Origin of the sequence: Cellvibrio sp. UBA7671 (genome assembly GCA_002483145.1) — a bacterium.
GTDB classification, from domain to species: domain Bacteria; phylum Pseudomonadota; class Gammaproteobacteria; order Pseudomonadales; family Cellvibrionaceae; genus Cellvibrio; species Cellvibrio fibrivorans.
This window is the reverse complement of sequence record DLHJ01000016.1, coordinates 123,791-140,500: the sequence shown is the minus strand read 5'-3', so window position 1 is coordinate 140,500 and position 16,710 is coordinate 123,791. Positions and strand designations below refer to the sequence as shown.

The 16,710-nt window shown below is 48.8% G+C and carries 14 protein-coding genes; 6 read left to right on the top strand and 8 right to left on the bottom strand.

Annotated elements, in window-relative coordinates; genetic code table 11:
* Nucleotides 1-6: 6 nt before the first annotated feature.
* From B4E62_RS16460 to B4E62_RS16450, 3 genes are all read right to left on the bottom strand, one after another.
* Nucleotides 7-1,383: a PAS domain-containing protein gene (locus tag B4E62_RS16460; RefSeq protein WP_331352804.1), complete on the bottom strand. Its 1,377-nt coding sequence runs from the start codon at nt 1,381-1,383 to the stop codon at nt 7-9.
* A gap of 799 nt (nt 1,384-2,182) precedes the next feature.
* On the bottom strand, nt 2,183-2,668 hold the full coding sequence (locus B4E62_RS16455; protein WP_331352803.1) for an ester cyclase: 486 nt from the start codon (nt 2,666-2,668) through the stop codon (nt 2,183-2,185).
* A gap of 156 nt (nt 2,669-2,824) precedes the next feature.
* Complete coding sequence (locus B4E62_RS16450) at nt 2,825-3,577, bottom strand: SDR family oxidoreductase (protein ID WP_331352802.1); 753 nt, start codon at nt 3,575-3,577, stop codon at nt 2,825-2,827.
* A gap of 257 nt (nt 3,578-3,834) precedes the next feature.
* Between B4E62_RS16450 and B4E62_RS16445 the strand changes: the two genes are divergently transcribed.
* From B4E62_RS16445 to B4E62_RS16435, 3 genes are all read left to right on the top strand, one after another.
* Entirely contained in the window at nt 3,835-4,767 is a 933-nt protein-coding gene (locus B4E62_RS16445; RefSeq protein ID WP_331352801.1) for an AraC family transcriptional regulator, read from the top strand.
* A 230-nt stretch (nt 4,768-4,997) separates the two neighbouring features.
* A complete protein-coding gene (locus B4E62_RS16440) occupies nt 4,998-5,441 on the top strand; it encodes a nucleoside deaminase (protein WP_310068030.1) in 444 nt (147 codons plus the stop codon).
* Nucleotides 5,434-6,954, top strand: coding sequence for a sensor domain-containing diguanylate cyclase (locus B4E62_RS16435; protein WP_310068032.1), 1,521 nt, complete (start codon nt 5,434-5,436; stop codon nt 6,952-6,954). The genes B4E62_RS16440 and B4E62_RS16435 overlap by 8 nt, the downstream gene beginning before the upstream one ends.
* Here the strand turns inward: B4E62_RS16435 and cynS are convergent.
* The 4 genes from cynS to cobA all read right to left on the bottom strand — a co-directional run bounded on the left by cynS (nt 6,951) and on the right by cobA (nt 11,542).
* Nucleotides 6,951-7,394, bottom strand: coding sequence for a cyanase (gene cynS / locus B4E62_RS16430; RefSeq protein WP_331352800.1), 444 nt, complete (start codon nt 7,392-7,394; stop codon nt 6,951-6,953). The genes B4E62_RS16435 and cynS overlap by 4 nt on opposite strands.
* Before the next feature lie 236 nt (nt 7,395-7,630).
* Complete coding sequence (gene nirD, locus B4E62_RS16425) at nt 7,631-7,963, bottom strand: nitrite reductase small subunit NirD (RefSeq protein ID WP_310068036.1); 333 nt, start codon at nt 7,961-7,963, stop codon at nt 7,631-7,633.
* 117 nt (nt 7,964-8,080) lie between these two features.
* Entirely contained in the window at nt 8,081-10,624 is a 2,544-nt protein-coding gene (gene nirB, locus B4E62_RS16420) for a nitrite reductase large subunit NirB (protein WP_331352799.1), read from the bottom strand.
* Between the two features lie 57 nt (nt 10,625-10,681).
* The gene (gene cobA / locus B4E62_RS16415; protein WP_331352798.1) at nt 10,682-11,542 is read right to left on the bottom strand and encodes a uroporphyrinogen-III C-methyltransferase; all 861 of its coding nucleotides are present in this window, start codon (nt 11,540-11,542) and stop codon (nt 10,682-10,684) included.
* A 551-nt stretch (nt 11,543-12,093) separates the two neighbouring features.
* Between cobA and moaA the strand changes: the two genes are divergently transcribed.
* The gene (gene moaA / locus B4E62_RS16410) at nt 12,094-13,086 is read left to right on the top strand and encodes a GTP 3',8-cyclase MoaA (protein ID WP_331352797.1); all 993 of its coding nucleotides are present in this window, start codon (nt 12,094-12,096) and stop codon (nt 13,084-13,086) included.
* A gap of 1 nt (nt 13,087) precedes the next feature.
* A complete protein-coding gene (gene moaB / locus B4E62_RS16405) occupies nt 13,088-13,609 on the top strand; it encodes a molybdenum cofactor biosynthesis protein B (RefSeq protein ID WP_331352796.1) in 522 nt (173 codons plus the stop codon).
* A gap of 3 nt (nt 13,610-13,612) precedes the next feature.
* Here moaB and B4E62_RS16400 read toward each other — a convergent pair whose 3' ends face one another.
* Nucleotides 13,613-14,359 carry a sulfite exporter TauE/SafE family protein gene (locus B4E62_RS16400; protein ID WP_310068047.1) on the bottom strand — a complete coding sequence of 249 codons (747 nt, stop codon included), beginning with the start codon at nt 14,357-14,359 and terminating at the stop codon, nt 13,613-13,615.
* 331 nt (nt 14,360-14,690) lie between these two features.
* Here B4E62_RS16400 and B4E62_RS16395 point away from each other — a divergent pair, with 331 nt between their 5' ends.
* Nucleotides 14,691-16,703 (top strand): bifunctional diguanylate cyclase/phosphodiesterase, encoded by a 2,013-nt coding sequence (locus B4E62_RS16395; RefSeq protein ID WP_331352795.1) that lies wholly within the window; start codon nt 14,691-14,693, stop codon nt 16,701-16,703.
* The last annotated feature ends 7 nt before the right edge of the window (nt 16,704-16,710 follow it).

Genomic DNA, 16,710 nt, shown 5'->3' with positions numbered 1-16,710 from the left:
TGCTCGTTAACTCAACGCCAACTGAATATTAAAACAAGTGCCGTACTGTTCATCTGAGGTCACCGCCATTTGGCCACGGTGGTGGTCAGTGATGATGAAATAGGAATAGGACAGGCGCTGCTCTACCGGGCAGGTGGATTCATGATTGGTGATCGCAAAGAAGGGTTGGAAAATATCCAGCTGCTCGCTTGGGCTTAAACATTTTCCATTGTGTTCAATTTTAATCCAGAGCGAGTCATAAAATTCACCAATCTCGATATTGATCCAGGGCTTGTTATTGTCGTCCCAGGTTTTGGCATTGAGTGCGTAAAACGAATTGCGCATCAAGCGCACAAATACTTGCTCCAGTTCAGCAGGGAAACAGGGAATTTGCGGCAGAGGGGATGCGTAATTGCGCCGGATATTAATGTGCTTAAAAGCGAGGCTATCGGCATCGGTAAACAAATCCGTTGCCAGCGCAATGCTGCGGTCCATAATTGGCGGCACATCGGCGAGTTGTTTGCTGTCGCGATGACTGCCGGCAAGATCCAATAGATTTTGTGCAATCGCAGTCGCTTGATGTGCACTGAGGCGAACCGTCTCTACCTCCTGCAATAAAAATTCTTTAACTTCCCCCAAGTCTGCCGCTTCCAATTCTTGCCGTGCACGGGTGACGCGCGACAGAATTGTTTGCATCGGCAAGCTGATATCGTAGGCCATGGCCGATGCCAGCTCGCCCATCGCCGATACTTTATCGCGCTCGGCCACTTTATTTTCAGCATTAACTTGTTTGGTTACATCGGAAATCAAAATCACTAGCCCGGTGTCAGCATGATTGTCGAGCGGGTAGAGGGTGATATCAAAGCTGTACTGCCCGCGCTGGGCATGTTTGAGCGTGAGGGTTTCACCGGATTCCAATACGGATTTCACCTGCTCCTGCGTGAGCGTAATTGCCGCATAAGCTTCCCACAGATTTTTACCGACCACATCTTTTAACGGGCGACCGGTAATTTCCTCGGCTTTTTTGTTCCATTGGGTGATGTGTAATTGCTGGTTCAAACCGATCAACATCACCGGCATGGAGTTTACGATACTGGCAATATAGGCCTCGCGCTCCACCAATTGCTCGGTGGTGGCTTGCAGTACCGCGGTGCGGTTCGCCACACGGTCTTCCAGGGTTGCTTTTATGTCGGTTAGCGCGCGATTAGCGCGCATTGACCGCAAGTGCGCGCGAATTAAAAAAATCAGCGCTATTACCAGGGAAATAATCAATACACTGGCAGTGGTGTTAGCCACATACTGCCATTTGGTACTGCCATCTGCCTCGCGGAAAACCGCAAATATATCGGCGTAGGCACTCATACTCAGGCTGGCGAGTGCAATCAAGGCCAGAAGTTTCTTCATGGGGGGAATGTCTCGTAGAAGTGATGGGCGAATTTTACAAGATCCCCCGCGCCAATAGCTATGATTCAGTGGCTGACTGCTGCAAAGATAGGCTGGCATTGGGTTGGATTGGGTAGATAAGGGTATTAAAGGAACTGGGCAGCGTGAGAGGAGCAACCGGTAAAAGCCCAATCACTGGGCTTTTACCGAGCAGACGTCGGTCTTGGCATCCTTATCCTGAGTAACAGTTTCACTCTGGCACGCGTTTATTAGGTCTTATTCGAAAAGGCAAACGCCCCTGCGCCGGATTTGTTGAAACTATCGCTATTGCATTCATGCAGATCATTATTATTGTTGCGGTTTTTGCGCGGATATTTTAACCACCCGGTTGATCGCACTCGCACAATCAATTGCAAAAACCTAAACAGCTTCACCCCCAAATTGCATCAAGCGCAAAGCTATCCAGGCGCGCACGCCCTGAGCAAAAAACGGATGCGGCATTATTAGTCGTTATTGTTATGCATCAGAGATTAGCGGTTGCTATTGTCCGGTTTCGCTCAACGAAAAAGATGAACCCTGTTCACAGCTTGCAGGATTAGTTAGCGCACACAGCCGTAAAAAAATCGGCGGGAAGAAAAAATACAGACAAATTGTTCGGGATCTTTTACAGTTTTGCGCAGCAGACGATGCAGATCAACATGCAAATGATAACCCTGCAACAAAGATGCTAGTGACGAGTAGGCAATTTATGGAGCACGCAATAGAAAATGCAAACCCACTCGCAAAAATGCAAATGGGTTTTTCAAAGTGGGAATATTATTTAGCAGGCAATAGCGTGCATGCTGCACACCTGCGGGAGGGTAATCGTCGAGCGGGTTGAATAACGATAGCCCTTTGCGGTTTGCAACATAATATGTTTGTTGTACATCCAGACTTCATGAATCACGCCCGCATCCAAACGAAATAACGCTGTAGCCGTAAATTCCAACTCGCCAAAGGTGGCCGGTAAGCCCATGAATTCTTCGTGATGTTTTCCGCTGATACGAAAACGCACCAGCACTTGCGCGTCGTCAGCAAGCAATTGTTCAATACTGAAAGTTTGCGCTGCAAACACATCGGCAATGTAATTAAAAAAGCCTTGGTACTCATCGCGATTACCGGGATTAAATTCGGGGAAGCCCCAACATTTAACTTGCTCAGCCACATAGGCATCCAGATGTTTAATCTGGGCACTGTGTGCCGCCTGCAAAAACTCTCTTACCAACTGCTCATTGTGATGATGTGAAAACGGGTGATGTGAAGACATATTCGACTCCTTCCCTTGTGGGGATTTTATAAAACTCAGTCTGCCAGGGGTGAAGCAGACTGTATTGTGAAACCTTACCGCAGGGTAAGGTCAAGCAATGGCAAATTATGTCAGTAGCCTTAAAAACAGTTGTCACAGTTTGTAACCGGGTCGCGATTAATATGGACTTTTGGTCGGACGAATAATAATTTCACTCACATCCACATCTGCAGGCTGACTGATGGCGTAGCAAACTGCACGGGCGATGGCATCGGGCGTGAGTGCAATTTGGCGGAAGGCGCGCATGGCATCGCGCGCGGCCGGATCGGATATTGAATCCGCCAATTCCGATTCAACCACACCAGGGGAAATAATCGTCACGCGGATATCGCCATCCAATTGCTCCTGACGCAAACCTTCGGAGATGGCGCGCACGGCGTATTTAGTCGCGCAGTAAACCGCCGCCGTGGGATAAACCGCGTGACCACCAATGGATGAAATATTAATAAAATGACCAAAGCCCTGGCGTTTCATCAGTGGCAGACCTGCGGCTATGCCATAGAGCACGCCTTTAATATTTACATCGATCATGCGCTCCCACTCATCAACTTTTAATTCTTCCATTACGGACAAGGGCATCACCCCGGCGTTATTGATAATCACATCCACGCGCCCAAATTTCTCGCGCGCAAAATTGACCAAGGCTTGCACCTGCGCCTGCTGACGTACATCAACCGCTTGATATTCCGCCACCCCGCCCTGCGCGCGGATGTCCGCTGCAAGTATTTCCAAACGCTCGGCGCGGCGCGCGCCCAACACAACTTTTGCACCCTGCTGGGCAAGTGAACGTGCAGTAGCCTCACCAATACCGCTGCTGGCACCGGTAATGACAACCACTTTTTGCTCAAGAATAGATTGAATCGCTGACATGGTTATTTCCTCATTAGTGATTTAGGTATCCGGCGCCTTGGGGCTGTCCGGCGTGAATTCACTATAGGGATGCGGATGCGTTAATCGATAGCCAGTTACTCGCCGATGATTGCCTGATTCTCCAAAGCGGAATGGTTTAGGTATTGCTGGTTATGCCAGAGGTGTAGACTCACCCCATCGGCAATAGAGATGCAATAGGAGTGTAAACCGTGCAAATCTCGCCCATTAACCCCAATAATGTATCAGGCTCACACGCAATGGCTGCTCTGTCCTTTGATTTACAAGTGCAGGAATTAGCCCAACGTATTGAACAATTCACCAAATACGAAGGCTTTACCGATACCGCAATCGATGCGGTACAACTGATCCGCGCCGATCATCCCACCACCGGCACGCTAACGGTTTATGAACCCTCGGTATGCATCATTGCGCAGGGGCAAAAGCAGGCAGTATTAGGTAATGACATTCTTCGCTATGACCCGGCCAATTATTTAGTCGCTTCGGTAGATGTACCGGTAATGGGGCAAGTCCTCGAAGCCACGCCCGAAAAACCCTATTTGTGTTTTCGGTTGGCGCTTGATACACAACAGATAAGCGACCTGCTTTTGGCGGGTGGCGATGAGAGCCGAGAGATGGCATCGATCAAAGCGCCGCCCAGACGTGGATTATTTGTCAGCAAAGCCAATGCAACCTTGCTAGATGCGGTATTGCGCCTAATGCGCCTGCTGGAAACGCCAGCTGATATCCCGGTGCTGGCGCCTTTGCTGATGCGCGAAATTATTTACCGCTTGCTGCAGGGTGAACAGGGGGAGACGCTGGCCCAGATCGCGCTGGCTGGCAGCCACGCGCAACAGATCGGCAAAGTGATCAACACCCTTAAGCGCGACTACCACAAAAACCTGCGCATCGACGATCTGGCGCGTGAGGCCTGTATGAGCAGTTCATCCCTGCATGCGCATTTCAAAACCATCACCAACATGACGCCACTGCAATACCAGAAACAACTGCGTCTACAGGAGGCGCGGCGCTTACTGTTTGCCGAACAGTTGGACGCCGCCACCGTCAGCCACCGGGTCGGTTACGAAAGCCCGTCGCAATTCAACCGCGAATATCACCGCCTGTTTGGATTGCCACCGGTGCGCGACATCGCCCGCTTGCGCTCATCCAATGCGCTGTTTGGTCAAGCCTGAGTGAACCAATCCGCACTTTTGCATCACCCTGCTAACGCCGCTCCGGATTCTGCGATTAGATGATTCGAGCGGCACTGTATTTGCACAAAACTGATTTATAAAATTGTGCAAACTCTTGTAACCCATCAACTCCATCCAGTAATCAGCGACTACACTCAGAGCACCGCTTACAACAAGCGCATTACGATAACTGTGGCAATTCGCCGTTATACGATCATGGAGAACGTTGAATGACGTCAGATCCTTTTATGCAAGCCGCCATTGAAGAAGCGCAAAAAGGCCTTGCGGAAGGCGGTATTCCGATAGGTTCGGTGCTGGTGATCGACAACAGGATTGTCGGACGCGGGCACAATCAGCGGGTACAAAAAGGTAGTTGTTTATTGCATGCAGAGATGGATTGCCTGGAAAACGCCGGGCGCTTGAAAGCTGCCGACTATCGCCGCGCCACTCTCTATTCGACCCTATCCCCTTGCGATATGTGCAGCGGAACAGTGCTACTTTATGGCATCAAAAAAGTCGTTATTGGCGAAAACCGCACCTTCAAGGGGCCGGAGGACTATGTGCGCAGCCGCGGCGTGGAACTGGATTTACGCGACGATGCCCAATGCATACAACTGATGCAGGATTTTATTGCCCGGCAGCCGGTGCTGTGGAACGAGGATATAGGTGAATAATTTTTACATCGCACTTGCGGCATTATTTGGGGTAGTTGTCGTGATCGCTGCGGCGGTGCACATCAACCGGGTTAATCTGAAATTGCGCAATATGGTGCGCCTGATGCGTCGCGCCGATGTGTGGCAGCGCGGCCACAACCATGTGCTCGCACAAATCGCCGCTGACGATTCGCTTGAAGAAGTCCTTATGGGGATTATTGTCGGCGTCGAACATATACGCCCGGAAATGACCTGCAGCATATTGCTCGTTGATCGCAAAACTAATCGACTGCGGGTGGTAGCCGCACCGAATTTGCCTGCGTTTTACAACGATGCAGTAGACGGCCTGCCTGCCGACCAGGGCATTGGCTCCTGCGGCACTGCGGTAATCACAGGGGAACGTGTGATTGTCCGCGATATCCAGAAAGACCCCAGTTGGGTTGGGGTAAAAGAGCTGGCCGCTAAAGCAGGACTGGTCTCCTGCTGGTCGGAACCTATTATCAATCGCCACGGTCAGGTGCTGGGAACCTTTGCCATCTACCAGGGGCAAGCCGCCGAACCGACGCTGGAAGATATCAAACTGATTGAAGAGTCCGCCTATCTCGCGGAAATCGCCATAGAGCGCAAACTTTCGCTGGAGGCCCTGCGCGAAAGCGAAGAGCGCCATCGCCTGTTAGCGGATAATGCACAGGATGTTATCTGGACCATGGACCTCAACGGCCGATTCACCTATGTCAGCCCCTCAGTGGAAAAACTGCGTGGCTACACGGCCAGTGAAGCTATGCAACAAACGCTGGAAGAAACACTTACTCCCGAGTCGGTCGAAAAAGTAAAGGCAGCCGTGGGTAAAACTATCGCGGCGGTTAAAGCCAACCAGCCCTTCCCCGATTTTGTCGCGGAGTTGGATCATCGGTGCAAAGATGGTTCTACCGTGTGCGCCGAGATCAGGACGTCCGGCATTTACGATGCCGACGGAAATTTTATCGGTATTGTCGGCGTCAGCCGCGATATTACCGAGCGCAAAAAAAGTGAGGAAAAAATTCGCTACATGGCGCAGCACGATAGCCTGACTGGCTTACCCAATCGCGCACTCTTTGCTGACCGTTTGCAGCAGGCGCTAAGCTATTGCAAACGCCATCAGCGGGCACTCGCGGTTATGTTGCTCGACCTGGACAAATTCAAACCGGTAAATGACCACTATGGCCATGCGCTGGGCGATGAATTATTAAAACAGGTTGCACAGCGACTGCTCGCCTGCGTGCGCACTTCGGATACCGTTGCACGCATCGGCGGCGATGAATTTGTGATACTGCTGCATCAAATGGATGACCTCAACCAGGCAAGGGTTGTTAGCGAAAAAATCCAATTGGTACTGAGCGAGATTTTTTTAATTGAGGAATATCCGATTCAAATTGGCTGCAGTATTGGCACCGCATTTTATCCACAAGACGGCGCCGACCCGCTTGAGCTTACCAAGATTGCGGATCAGCGCATGTACCAGCACAAGCACAAAACGCCGGAAGCGGTTCGTTAATATTGTTTGTAAGGTAAAAATTTGCCCGACAAAACCACATTGACGCGATCACCTTTTGGGTCCGACTCACGCACTATATCCATACTAAAATCGATTGCACTCATAATCCCATCGCCAAATTCTTCATGGATTAATTCCTTAATCGTGGTGCCGTATACACTGACAATCTCGTACCAGCGATAAATCAGCGGGTCAGTGGGCACTGGACTGGGCAGCGAACCCTTGTAGGGCACAACTTGCAGCCACTTTTGCTCTTCGGTCGTTAATTCGAAAATATCCCCAATGATTTTGGCTTGCTCGGCATTCAAAGTCATCTGCCCTAAACAAGCAGCAGTGACCCACTCTTTACTCAAGCCCACTTTTTGGGCGACGTCGCACCATTTAATTTCGTTTAACACTTTGTTGGTGATTATTTTTTCAGTGACATCATTGCGGTTCATAGAGTTTTCCTGTGCGCTAAGCGAGTGGTTAAAAAATAGAAACTACACATCTACGCAGAGCAATAACTACGCCAAACAACAAACCGAAATAGAAAAGAAAAAACCAAAACAAGCGAAAATAAAAAAGGGCAAACCAAGAGGTTTGCCCATTAAGCCGACTCATGAAGCAGTCGAAGAAGAAGGGGAAGTTTACACAAAAAATTAACTGCGGCAGAGTGTGATTTCCATTAGGAAAATTACGCCTGCACTTGCACCAAACCATCATCAATCCGCACCGGGTAAACAGCGACGTTATACTCCGGTTTTTCCAGGCATTCGCCCGTGCGCAGATTGTAGTGCTCTTTATAGAGTGGCGATGCAACCACCACTTCATCGCCAATCGAACCAATAATGCCGCGCGACAACACATTGGCCTCACCGATTGGATCATAATTGGATACGGCAAAAATTTCGTTCAGGCGACGCGAACGGAAAATCGCCACTTGCTGATTATTCACTAGCGCACAAACACCAGTGTCAGGAATTAAATCGTCAAACTCACACACGCTGATCCAGGGTTTTTCGCTCATGATATTTCTCACTAAAATACTTTTGAATTCGTAGCCCGTATGGAGCCTGGCGCAATACGGGAAATTTCAATTTTTAAGCCAAACCCGTATTTCGTTAGACTCCATACGGGCTACACATTAATCAACCAACTCAACAAACTGGATATTGGTATTGTTGCGCTCCAATGCCGTCGCCGGGCGAATTTGTTCGCGTTCAACCACATAGGCAAGGTTGCTATCGGTGGCATCAGTGTTGATGAAATGCTTAAAGCGTTTTTGCAGCTCGTCATTCTCAACGGTGGTTTTCCACTCGCATTGGTATTGGCTAATGTTGTAGGCCATTTGCGCTTCCAGCTCTGCACAAATCGACAACTTATCGTCAATCACCACTTTCTTGAGATAATCCAAACCGCCTTCCATATTTTCCAACCATACCGAAGTACGTTGCAGACGATCACCGGTGCGGATGTAGAACATCATCACGCGATCGATATATTTAATTAACGTCACATCATCCAAACCGGTAGCAAACAAATCGGCGTGACGTGGGCGCATACCGCCGTTACCACACACATATAAACTCCAACCGGTTTCGGTTGCGATTACACCAAAATCTTTTGATTGTGCTTCGGCACATTCGCGCGTACAGCCAGACACACCGAATTTAATTTTGTGCGGAGCGCGCACACCCTTGTAGCGGTTTTCCAGCGTGATCGCCATGCCCACTGAATCCAATACACCGTAGCGGCACCAAGTACTGCCAACGCAAGATTTCACCGTGCGCAATGATTTTCCGTAAGCGTGGCCAGTTTCAAAACCTGCTTCAACCAACACTTTCCAAATGGCGGGTAATTGATGCAATTGCGCGCCGAATAAATCGATACGTTGGCCACCGGTAATTTTGGTGTAGAGTTTGTATTGTTTGGCAACCTGACCCAAGACGATTAATTTGTCCGGGGTAATTTCACCACCCGCCACACGCGGCACAATTGAATAGGTGCCGTCTTTTTGCATGTTGCCGAGGAAAATATCGTTGGTGTCCTGCAAGCCAATGTGCTTTTTATCCAACACATATTCGTTCCAGAATGCAGCGAGAATCGATCCAACCGCAGGCTTACAAATATCGCAACCCAAACCATGGCCGTGACCGTCCAACAACTCATCAAAGGTTTTGATTTGTTTGATGCGCACTATATCGGCCAATTCCTGGCGCGAGTGAGGGAAGTGTTCGCAAATATGGTTGCTCACTTCTACGCCGAGTTTTTTCAGCTCGGAATCCATCACCTGTTTAGTGAGCGCTGTACAACCACCACAACCAGTCGAAGCTTTGGTGAGCGCTTTGATATCGCCCATAGTGCGCGCGCCGTTTTGTACTGAGCAGCAAATTGCACCTTTGCTAACGTCGTAGCAGGAGCAAATCATTGCCGCTTCCGGCAACGCATCCACACCAATTGCCATGCCACTGCCACCTTCCACGTTTGGCAGAATCAGGCAGTTGGGATCTTCCGGTAAATCCATTCCGTTAACGCACATTTGTTGCAGCGTGCCGTAAGCCTCTACATCACCCACCAATACCGCGCCCAACAATTTTTTATTGTCGGCAGAAACAATCATACGCTTGTAAACTTCATCTACATCGTTGCTGTAGGTGTAGCTCAATGAACCAGGAGTAGTGCCGTGCGCATCGCCAATCGATGCCACATCAACACCCAGTAATTTTAATTTGGTGCTCATGTCAGCACCCATAAATTGATCGCTTCCACCAGTGATATGGGACACTGCGACTTTTGCCATTTGGTAGCCGGGCGCAACCAAACCGTAAATGCGATTATTCCAGAGTGCACATTCGCCAATAGCGTATACATTATCGATATTGGTTTGGCAGTTGTTATCTACCACTATACCGCCGCGCTCACCCAATTGAATGCCACATTTGCGCGCGAGTTCATCCTGCGGGCGAATACCGGCAGAGAATAAAATCATATCGGTTTCAAGATGGCTGCCATCGGCAAAATTCATGCGATAGCGAAGCTCGGTACCCGCAACAATTTCATTGGTGGCTTTTTGGGTGTGCACTTTCACGCCGATTGCTTCAATTTTTCGGCGCAATAATTTTCCACCGCCTTCGTCAAGCTGTACCGCCATCAAACGTGGAGCAAATTCTACGACGTGAGTTTCAAGGCCGGCCGCTTTAAGAGCAGCTGCAGCTTCCAAACCCAGCAGACCACCACCGACTACCACACCCACCTTGCTCTGCTTGGCAGAATTGGTAATGGCTTCCAAATCTTCGATGGTGCGATACACCAAACAGTGCTCGCCGTTATTACCAGGAATTGGCGGCACAAACGGGAAAGAACCTGTGGCAAGAATTAACTTGTCATAGCCTTCGCGACGACCAGAGGCAGTGATCACTTCTTTGTTGTCAAAATCCAGATCGATAACTTTATCTTTTAAAATAAATTCAACAGATTTTTCGTTGTAATAATCCGCATTAGTCAACGCCAGATCTTCGGCAGTGGAACCGGAAAAATATTTGGAGAGCTGCACGCGGTCATACGCGAGGCGAGGCTCTTCAGAAAAAGTGATGACCTTGTATTGATCCGCATCCGCGTGATTCACCAGGTTGTCGATAAATTTGTGGCCCACCATGCCGTTGCCAACTACTACAATGCGCTTCTTCATATCTGCCTCACGGTCGTGAAATTTTTGTATTAACTAATTTTGGAAAGTGACGATCAATCAAGCCAACAGGTATTGCTTTTCCGATACATGCAATTGCACCTGCGCTTGCAATTTTTCTTTCATGCGCACCACTTCGCCGACAATAATTAGCGCGGGTGATTGCACCTGCTCGCGGATAACTGCAGCGGGGAATTCGCTAAGGGTAGAGATAATGTCGCGCTGGTCTCTGCGGCAGCCGTTTTCGATAATCGCAACCGGTGTATCTGCAGCCATTCCGCCCGCCAATAATTTTGCAGCGATTTCATCGGCGCGGGTCAGGCCCATGTAAAACACCAGGGTATGGTTCAGTTGCGCCAGCGCCGCCCAATTCACATCCAAACTTTTTTCGGCGTGGCCGGTCACAAAAGTGCAGCCCTGCGATAAACCGCGATGGGTCAATGGGATATCGGCGTAGGTACTGCAACCTGAGGCGGAGGTAATACCAGGGATCACTTCTGCCTCAATTCCGGCAGTCCGCAATTCCAACAGCTCTTCACCGCCGCGGCCAAATATAAAGGGGTCGCCGCCTTTAATACGGCACACAGTCAAACCCAACTGCGCTTGCTTAACCAATAATTGGTTGAGATCTTCCTGCGCGATACTGTGCTGGTTTTTCGCTTTACCAACGTAGTGCGCAGGAACATTTTTAGGGAAGAGTGCGCGAATATCGTCGCTGACCAAATAATCGTAAAAAATAATATCGGCAGTGTTAATCGCACGTAGGGATTTAACGGTTAACAGCTCTGCATCACCAGGACCTGCACCTACCAACCAGACTTTGCCAACACGGGATTTTTTCGCGCGCTCATTGGCATCACTACGCTGCTTGAGCAGGGCAGAAGGAAGTGTTTCTACGCTGGCTTTGAAAAAACTGGTCATGGCATCACCTGCAATTTGATTACAGGGAGGTAATTGCAAGCGCGATGCCATATCGCTTTTTTTTAATTAAAAAAATATTTTTCTTTATATTTCATAAACTTAAAAACACAAACCACAGCATCGCTCGGAGCAGCCAATTTCCTCTTCACCAGCACAATAGAGATTTATGAATTTTAATGGTGCAATAGCGCACCAACTGGCAGCAAAATTGATTTTTCTTATTCCACCTATATGCACCATATAAAAACAAAGTGATGGTGCACTTCGCACCATATAAAAGCATTTATTGTTATTTTTTCAGTTTTTAATGCGCCCCGCCCTGCCAATCGATAATGACTGGCCGTCAGAAACACCCGGCGAGCCATCGATATCGGTGTAAAATTATCTAATTCACCATTTTGGATCAGTACTTTTGACCAATTTAACCCGTACCAAGTTAAATGCTGGCCGCAAGCTTGCTAAGGATATAAGCGAATGAAAACCGAAACGCCTTGAGCCTCAGGCTGAGCACCGCTAGAGTGACTCCCCCAATCAGGAATCCTTCTCTATATATGTTGATCGATAGCTTTGGCCGAACCATCAACTACGTACGCCTCTCAGTGACTGACCGCTGTGACCTGCGCTGCGTCTATTGTATGGCGGAAGATATGACGTTCCTGCCGCGCGCCGAGGTATTGAGCATTGAAGAACTGGCCACACTGAGCGAGACTTTTGTCAGCCTGGGCGTAACCAAGCTGCGCATTACCGGTGGCGAACCACTGATCCGGCGCGGGATTATTGACCTGTTACAGCGGCTGGGGCAATTACCCGGATTAAAGGAACTCTGCCTCACCACCAATGGCACACACCTGCCCCAATATGCCCAAGCGATTAAAGATGCAGGCGTAGACCGCATTAATATCAGCCTTGACAGCCTCAACCCCGAACGCTTCCGCCAACTCACCCGCTTTGGCGATATCCATCAGGTTTTTGCCGGGATTAAAGCCGCACAAGCCGCCGGTTTTAAACGCATCAAACTCAATTGCGTCGCGCTCAAACATTACAACGCAGATGAAGTACCGGCACTGGTGCAATTTGCATTGGATGAAGGCCTGGATATCAGTTTTATTGAAGAGATGCCGCTCGGGCGCATTGATGAACACGGCCGCGCCGCCGAGTTTGTCAGCAGCGACGAATTACGCAGCGCCATCAGCGAACAACATTTATTGCAGCCAGTGTTTGCCAAAGGTGAAGATAACGCTGGCCCCGCGCGTTACTGGCAGGCAAGTGGTTACGACTCGCGCATCGGTTTTATCTCGCCCCATTCGAATAATTTCTGCAGCAGCTGCAATCGCGTACGTGTCACGGCAACTGGAAGATTATTATTGTGCCTGGGACAAGAGAACAGCGTGGATTTGCGCGAGGCATTGCGCACCAGCGAAAATCCGCAGCAAGAGGTGCGCACGCGTATTATCAACGCCATGCACCACAAACCGGAAAAACATACTTTTGATTTAGATAATGAACCGCAAATTGTGCGGTTTATGAATATGACTGGAGGCTAAAGTGTCATCCCAAAAAGAATTCGAACCCTTGAATATTTGCGTGCTCACTGTATCCGACACACGCAATCTGGATACTGATACCTCCGGCCAAAAGTTGCGGGATTTATTAATTGCTGCAGGCCACAAATTACATGACCGCAATTTGGTGATTGATGATATTTACCAAATCCGCGCCGTGCTTTCCAACTGGATTATTGATGCACAAGCACAAGTCGTATTAATTACCGGCGGCACCGGTTTTGCGGGGCGCGACTCCACTGTCGAAGCAGTCTCTCCTTTATTTGACAAAACCGTTGTCGGTTTTGGTGAATTATTTCGTCAGGTGTCTTATGACGAAATCGGCACCTCCACCATTCAATCGCGCGCAACGGCCGGATTTTCCAATCGCACCTTAATTTTTTGTTTGCCTGGTTCAACAGGTGCCTGCACCACTGCGTGGGAAAAAATTATCAAAGAGCAACTGGATAGCCGCCACCGGCCGTGTAACTTTGTTGGTCAATTAAAAATTAAAACGGCTCCCTGATATTTAAAAGGTCAGTATCATTTTTACACCCGCCACCAGCAGTACCAATGCCAACAAGCGCTGAATGACCGGATTAGCCAAGCGCTTGCTGCCATACTCAGCACCGATAAATCCACCAACCAACACCACCAGCGCCCAAAGCGGTAACCCCGGATGAAATTGAACGTTGGTGGACATCACACCAAAAATTCCAGCCGTCGAATTCACCAAAATAAATGCGGCTGCTACACCGGAAATTACCTTCACTGGTGCCCAGCGAAAAAATAATAATAATGGACTTAAAAAAATTCCGCCGCCAACACCAGTCAAACCCGACAACAACCCCAACACCGCCCCCATTACACACAAAACAGCAACAGGTACAGCTTGCACGTCATAACTGGATGCCCCCTGCGCCGTGCTGAATGAACGCCACGCGGCATACACCAAGACAACACCCACCAGCGGTTTGTACCAATGCACTGGTAAAGTGATTGCGCCACCAATGTAGGCCATTGGAATTGCCGTAATCGCCAAAGGGATGAACAATTGCCATGAAAAAGAACCAGCGCGATAAAATTTAAATACCGCCACGGATGAAACCAAAATATTCAGGGCCAGCGCCGTAGGTTTCATAACCGCGGGGGCTACGCCCAATAAACTCATCGCCGCTATATAACCCGATGCACCTCCGTGCCCAACGGAGGAATAGAGCAATGCTGCAAGCAACAACAACAACGCAATTAGCAGGGTTTCAATATCCACCGACATATTCAGCCACTCATTTAAAACGGTTGGTAACCTCAATTGGTTTGCATGGTCTATTACTTCAAAAACCCAAGTCAATGCATTTCTTAATCAAAAACCCTACAAGGTTGCACTAAATGAATGCGAATTAATAATTTTCTGCCTTTTTTTGGTGTTTACTTCTTCATAACAGCACTAGTGCGCGTGCGTTTTTACTATTTCTGTCATATCAAGCCACGAGATTTAGTCAGTTCTGTAAAAAAGTGCTTATAAAAATATCGCTGGCAAGCTAATTGCAATTATCTGGAGCCATGCCTTACCCGGGTGTTTTTGATGTACTTGTGAGCACGCCTCCATGAAAAATTCGTTATTGTTACACACAGCGGTGCCATCACTTCTGGCCGCCATGGATGCGTTAACGCTCGAACCGGATTTTCAAATTTTCTTTAAAAAAGCTGCCGCCGCAGTGCGCACTCTATTGGGCGCCGACGGCACGGCGTTAATTTTGCTCGATGAAGAAACACAGACCTTTGAATATAAATTGTTCGAAGGTGAACAGCAGCATTTGCTCAATGCGTTTAAAGGGTTTCGCTTTTCGTCCACCACCGGAATTTCCGGCCGTGTACTCACCAGTAAAACCAGCATTTTTACGCGCAATTATCCCAATGCTCCAGATGCCATGGAGCAGCTGGTCGATGCTGGATTGCAATCCAACCTGGTGATCCCGCTCATCTCGTCCGATAAAGTATTGGGTGTTCTCGCCTCTTCCTGGTTTGCACACACCGAATCGGTTGCCGATATTTCACCGCAACTGCTCACACTCGCGGAACGCATTGCCAGCCAAATTGCGGTTGCTTGCCATCGTGAAAAGTTGGAAGCGCAATTGCGCTCGCTCGCGGTTATTGATCCACTCACCAAATTATTAAACCGGCGCGGAATTTTAAATTGTGTCGACGACAGCCTGGAAAAATTGCACCGCTACAATCGCCCGTTTGCCTTATTTTTTATCGACGTTGACGGGCTTAAATCCGCCAATGATCACTGGGGTCACGAAACTGGCGATATTTTATTGCGCGATGTAGCGCAGCGTTTATCCGATGTAGTGCGCAAAGGCGATCAAATTGGCCGTCTGGGTGGCGATGAATTTTTAATTATCGCCGAGTGCGATGAATCTCATATAGATACTCTCGCGAAACGTTTTTTGCAGGCACTGCGTGTACCCTATGGCAAGGGTCGCAAACGCGGTCGCTTAAGTGGCAGCATCGGCGTGGTACTGGCTCCGCAAGACGGTGTCGATGAAATTAATTTGCTGCGCAAAGCCGATGCCGCTATGTATATCGCCAAAAGCCAGGGCGGCGATAGATTCCAACGCGCATCGGTAAAAGCTGAAGAGCCACAAAATCGATTAATTTCCGTGGTTGATGTGGAAGGTGCATTGGAGCGCAACGAATTGCAATTGTGGTATCAACCCATTTGCCAATTGCAGGATTTAAGCGTGGTGGGTTTTGAAGCCCTGTTGCGCTGGTGCAAACCCGATGGAGAAGTAATTAGCGCCGGGCCTTTAATCCAGGCATTTGAATCCGGGCGCGGCGATTTGGAATTTCGTTTGGGCAATTGGGTATTGCGCGAAGCAGCACGGCAAATGCGGTTGTGGAATAAAAATTCATTAACGCCCGATATCCATATCAATATTTCACCGCGCCATTTTTTGCATCCGTCTTTTTTAGTGGAATTGCAAATTCTATGCGAGCAACAACAGGGATTTGGTGAATCTTTAATTATTGAAATTACTGAAACGGCGATGCTGGAAGATTTGGAACGCGCCAAACGGATTATGCTGCGTTGCCGCGACTTGGGTGCACGCATGGCGGTAGATGATTTTGGAACCGGTTATGCATCGCTCACCTATATCAAACGCTTGCCGCTCGATATTATTAAAATTGACCGTTCATTTGTCGCCGATTTACCGGGCAATAGAGTGGATTGGGATATTACTAAGGGAATCGTATCTATCGCTCACGCTTTGGGCTTAGCGGTAGTCGCAGAGGGCGCGGAAGAGTTTGAACAGATCGGTAGTTTGCGCGAGTTAGGTTGCGATCAGGTACAGGGATATTTTATCCACCGCCCCATGCCATTTAACGACGCCAATGATTGGCTGCAACATAAACCTTTGCGTATTCCCACAAGGGGATTGTTGACACACACAGCAACAAAAAATAGTTCCGCTGAAAAAATTAAGGCCGCAGCCAATGATGAATTAGCACAACAGTGTGCTAAACCTAACTTGGCGACAGCCCTTTATCTGCAGCAGGAATTTAATGATCCACGCTTTAGCATTACACCAAGGGGTAAAAGTCGCAGCGCTTGATTAGCTG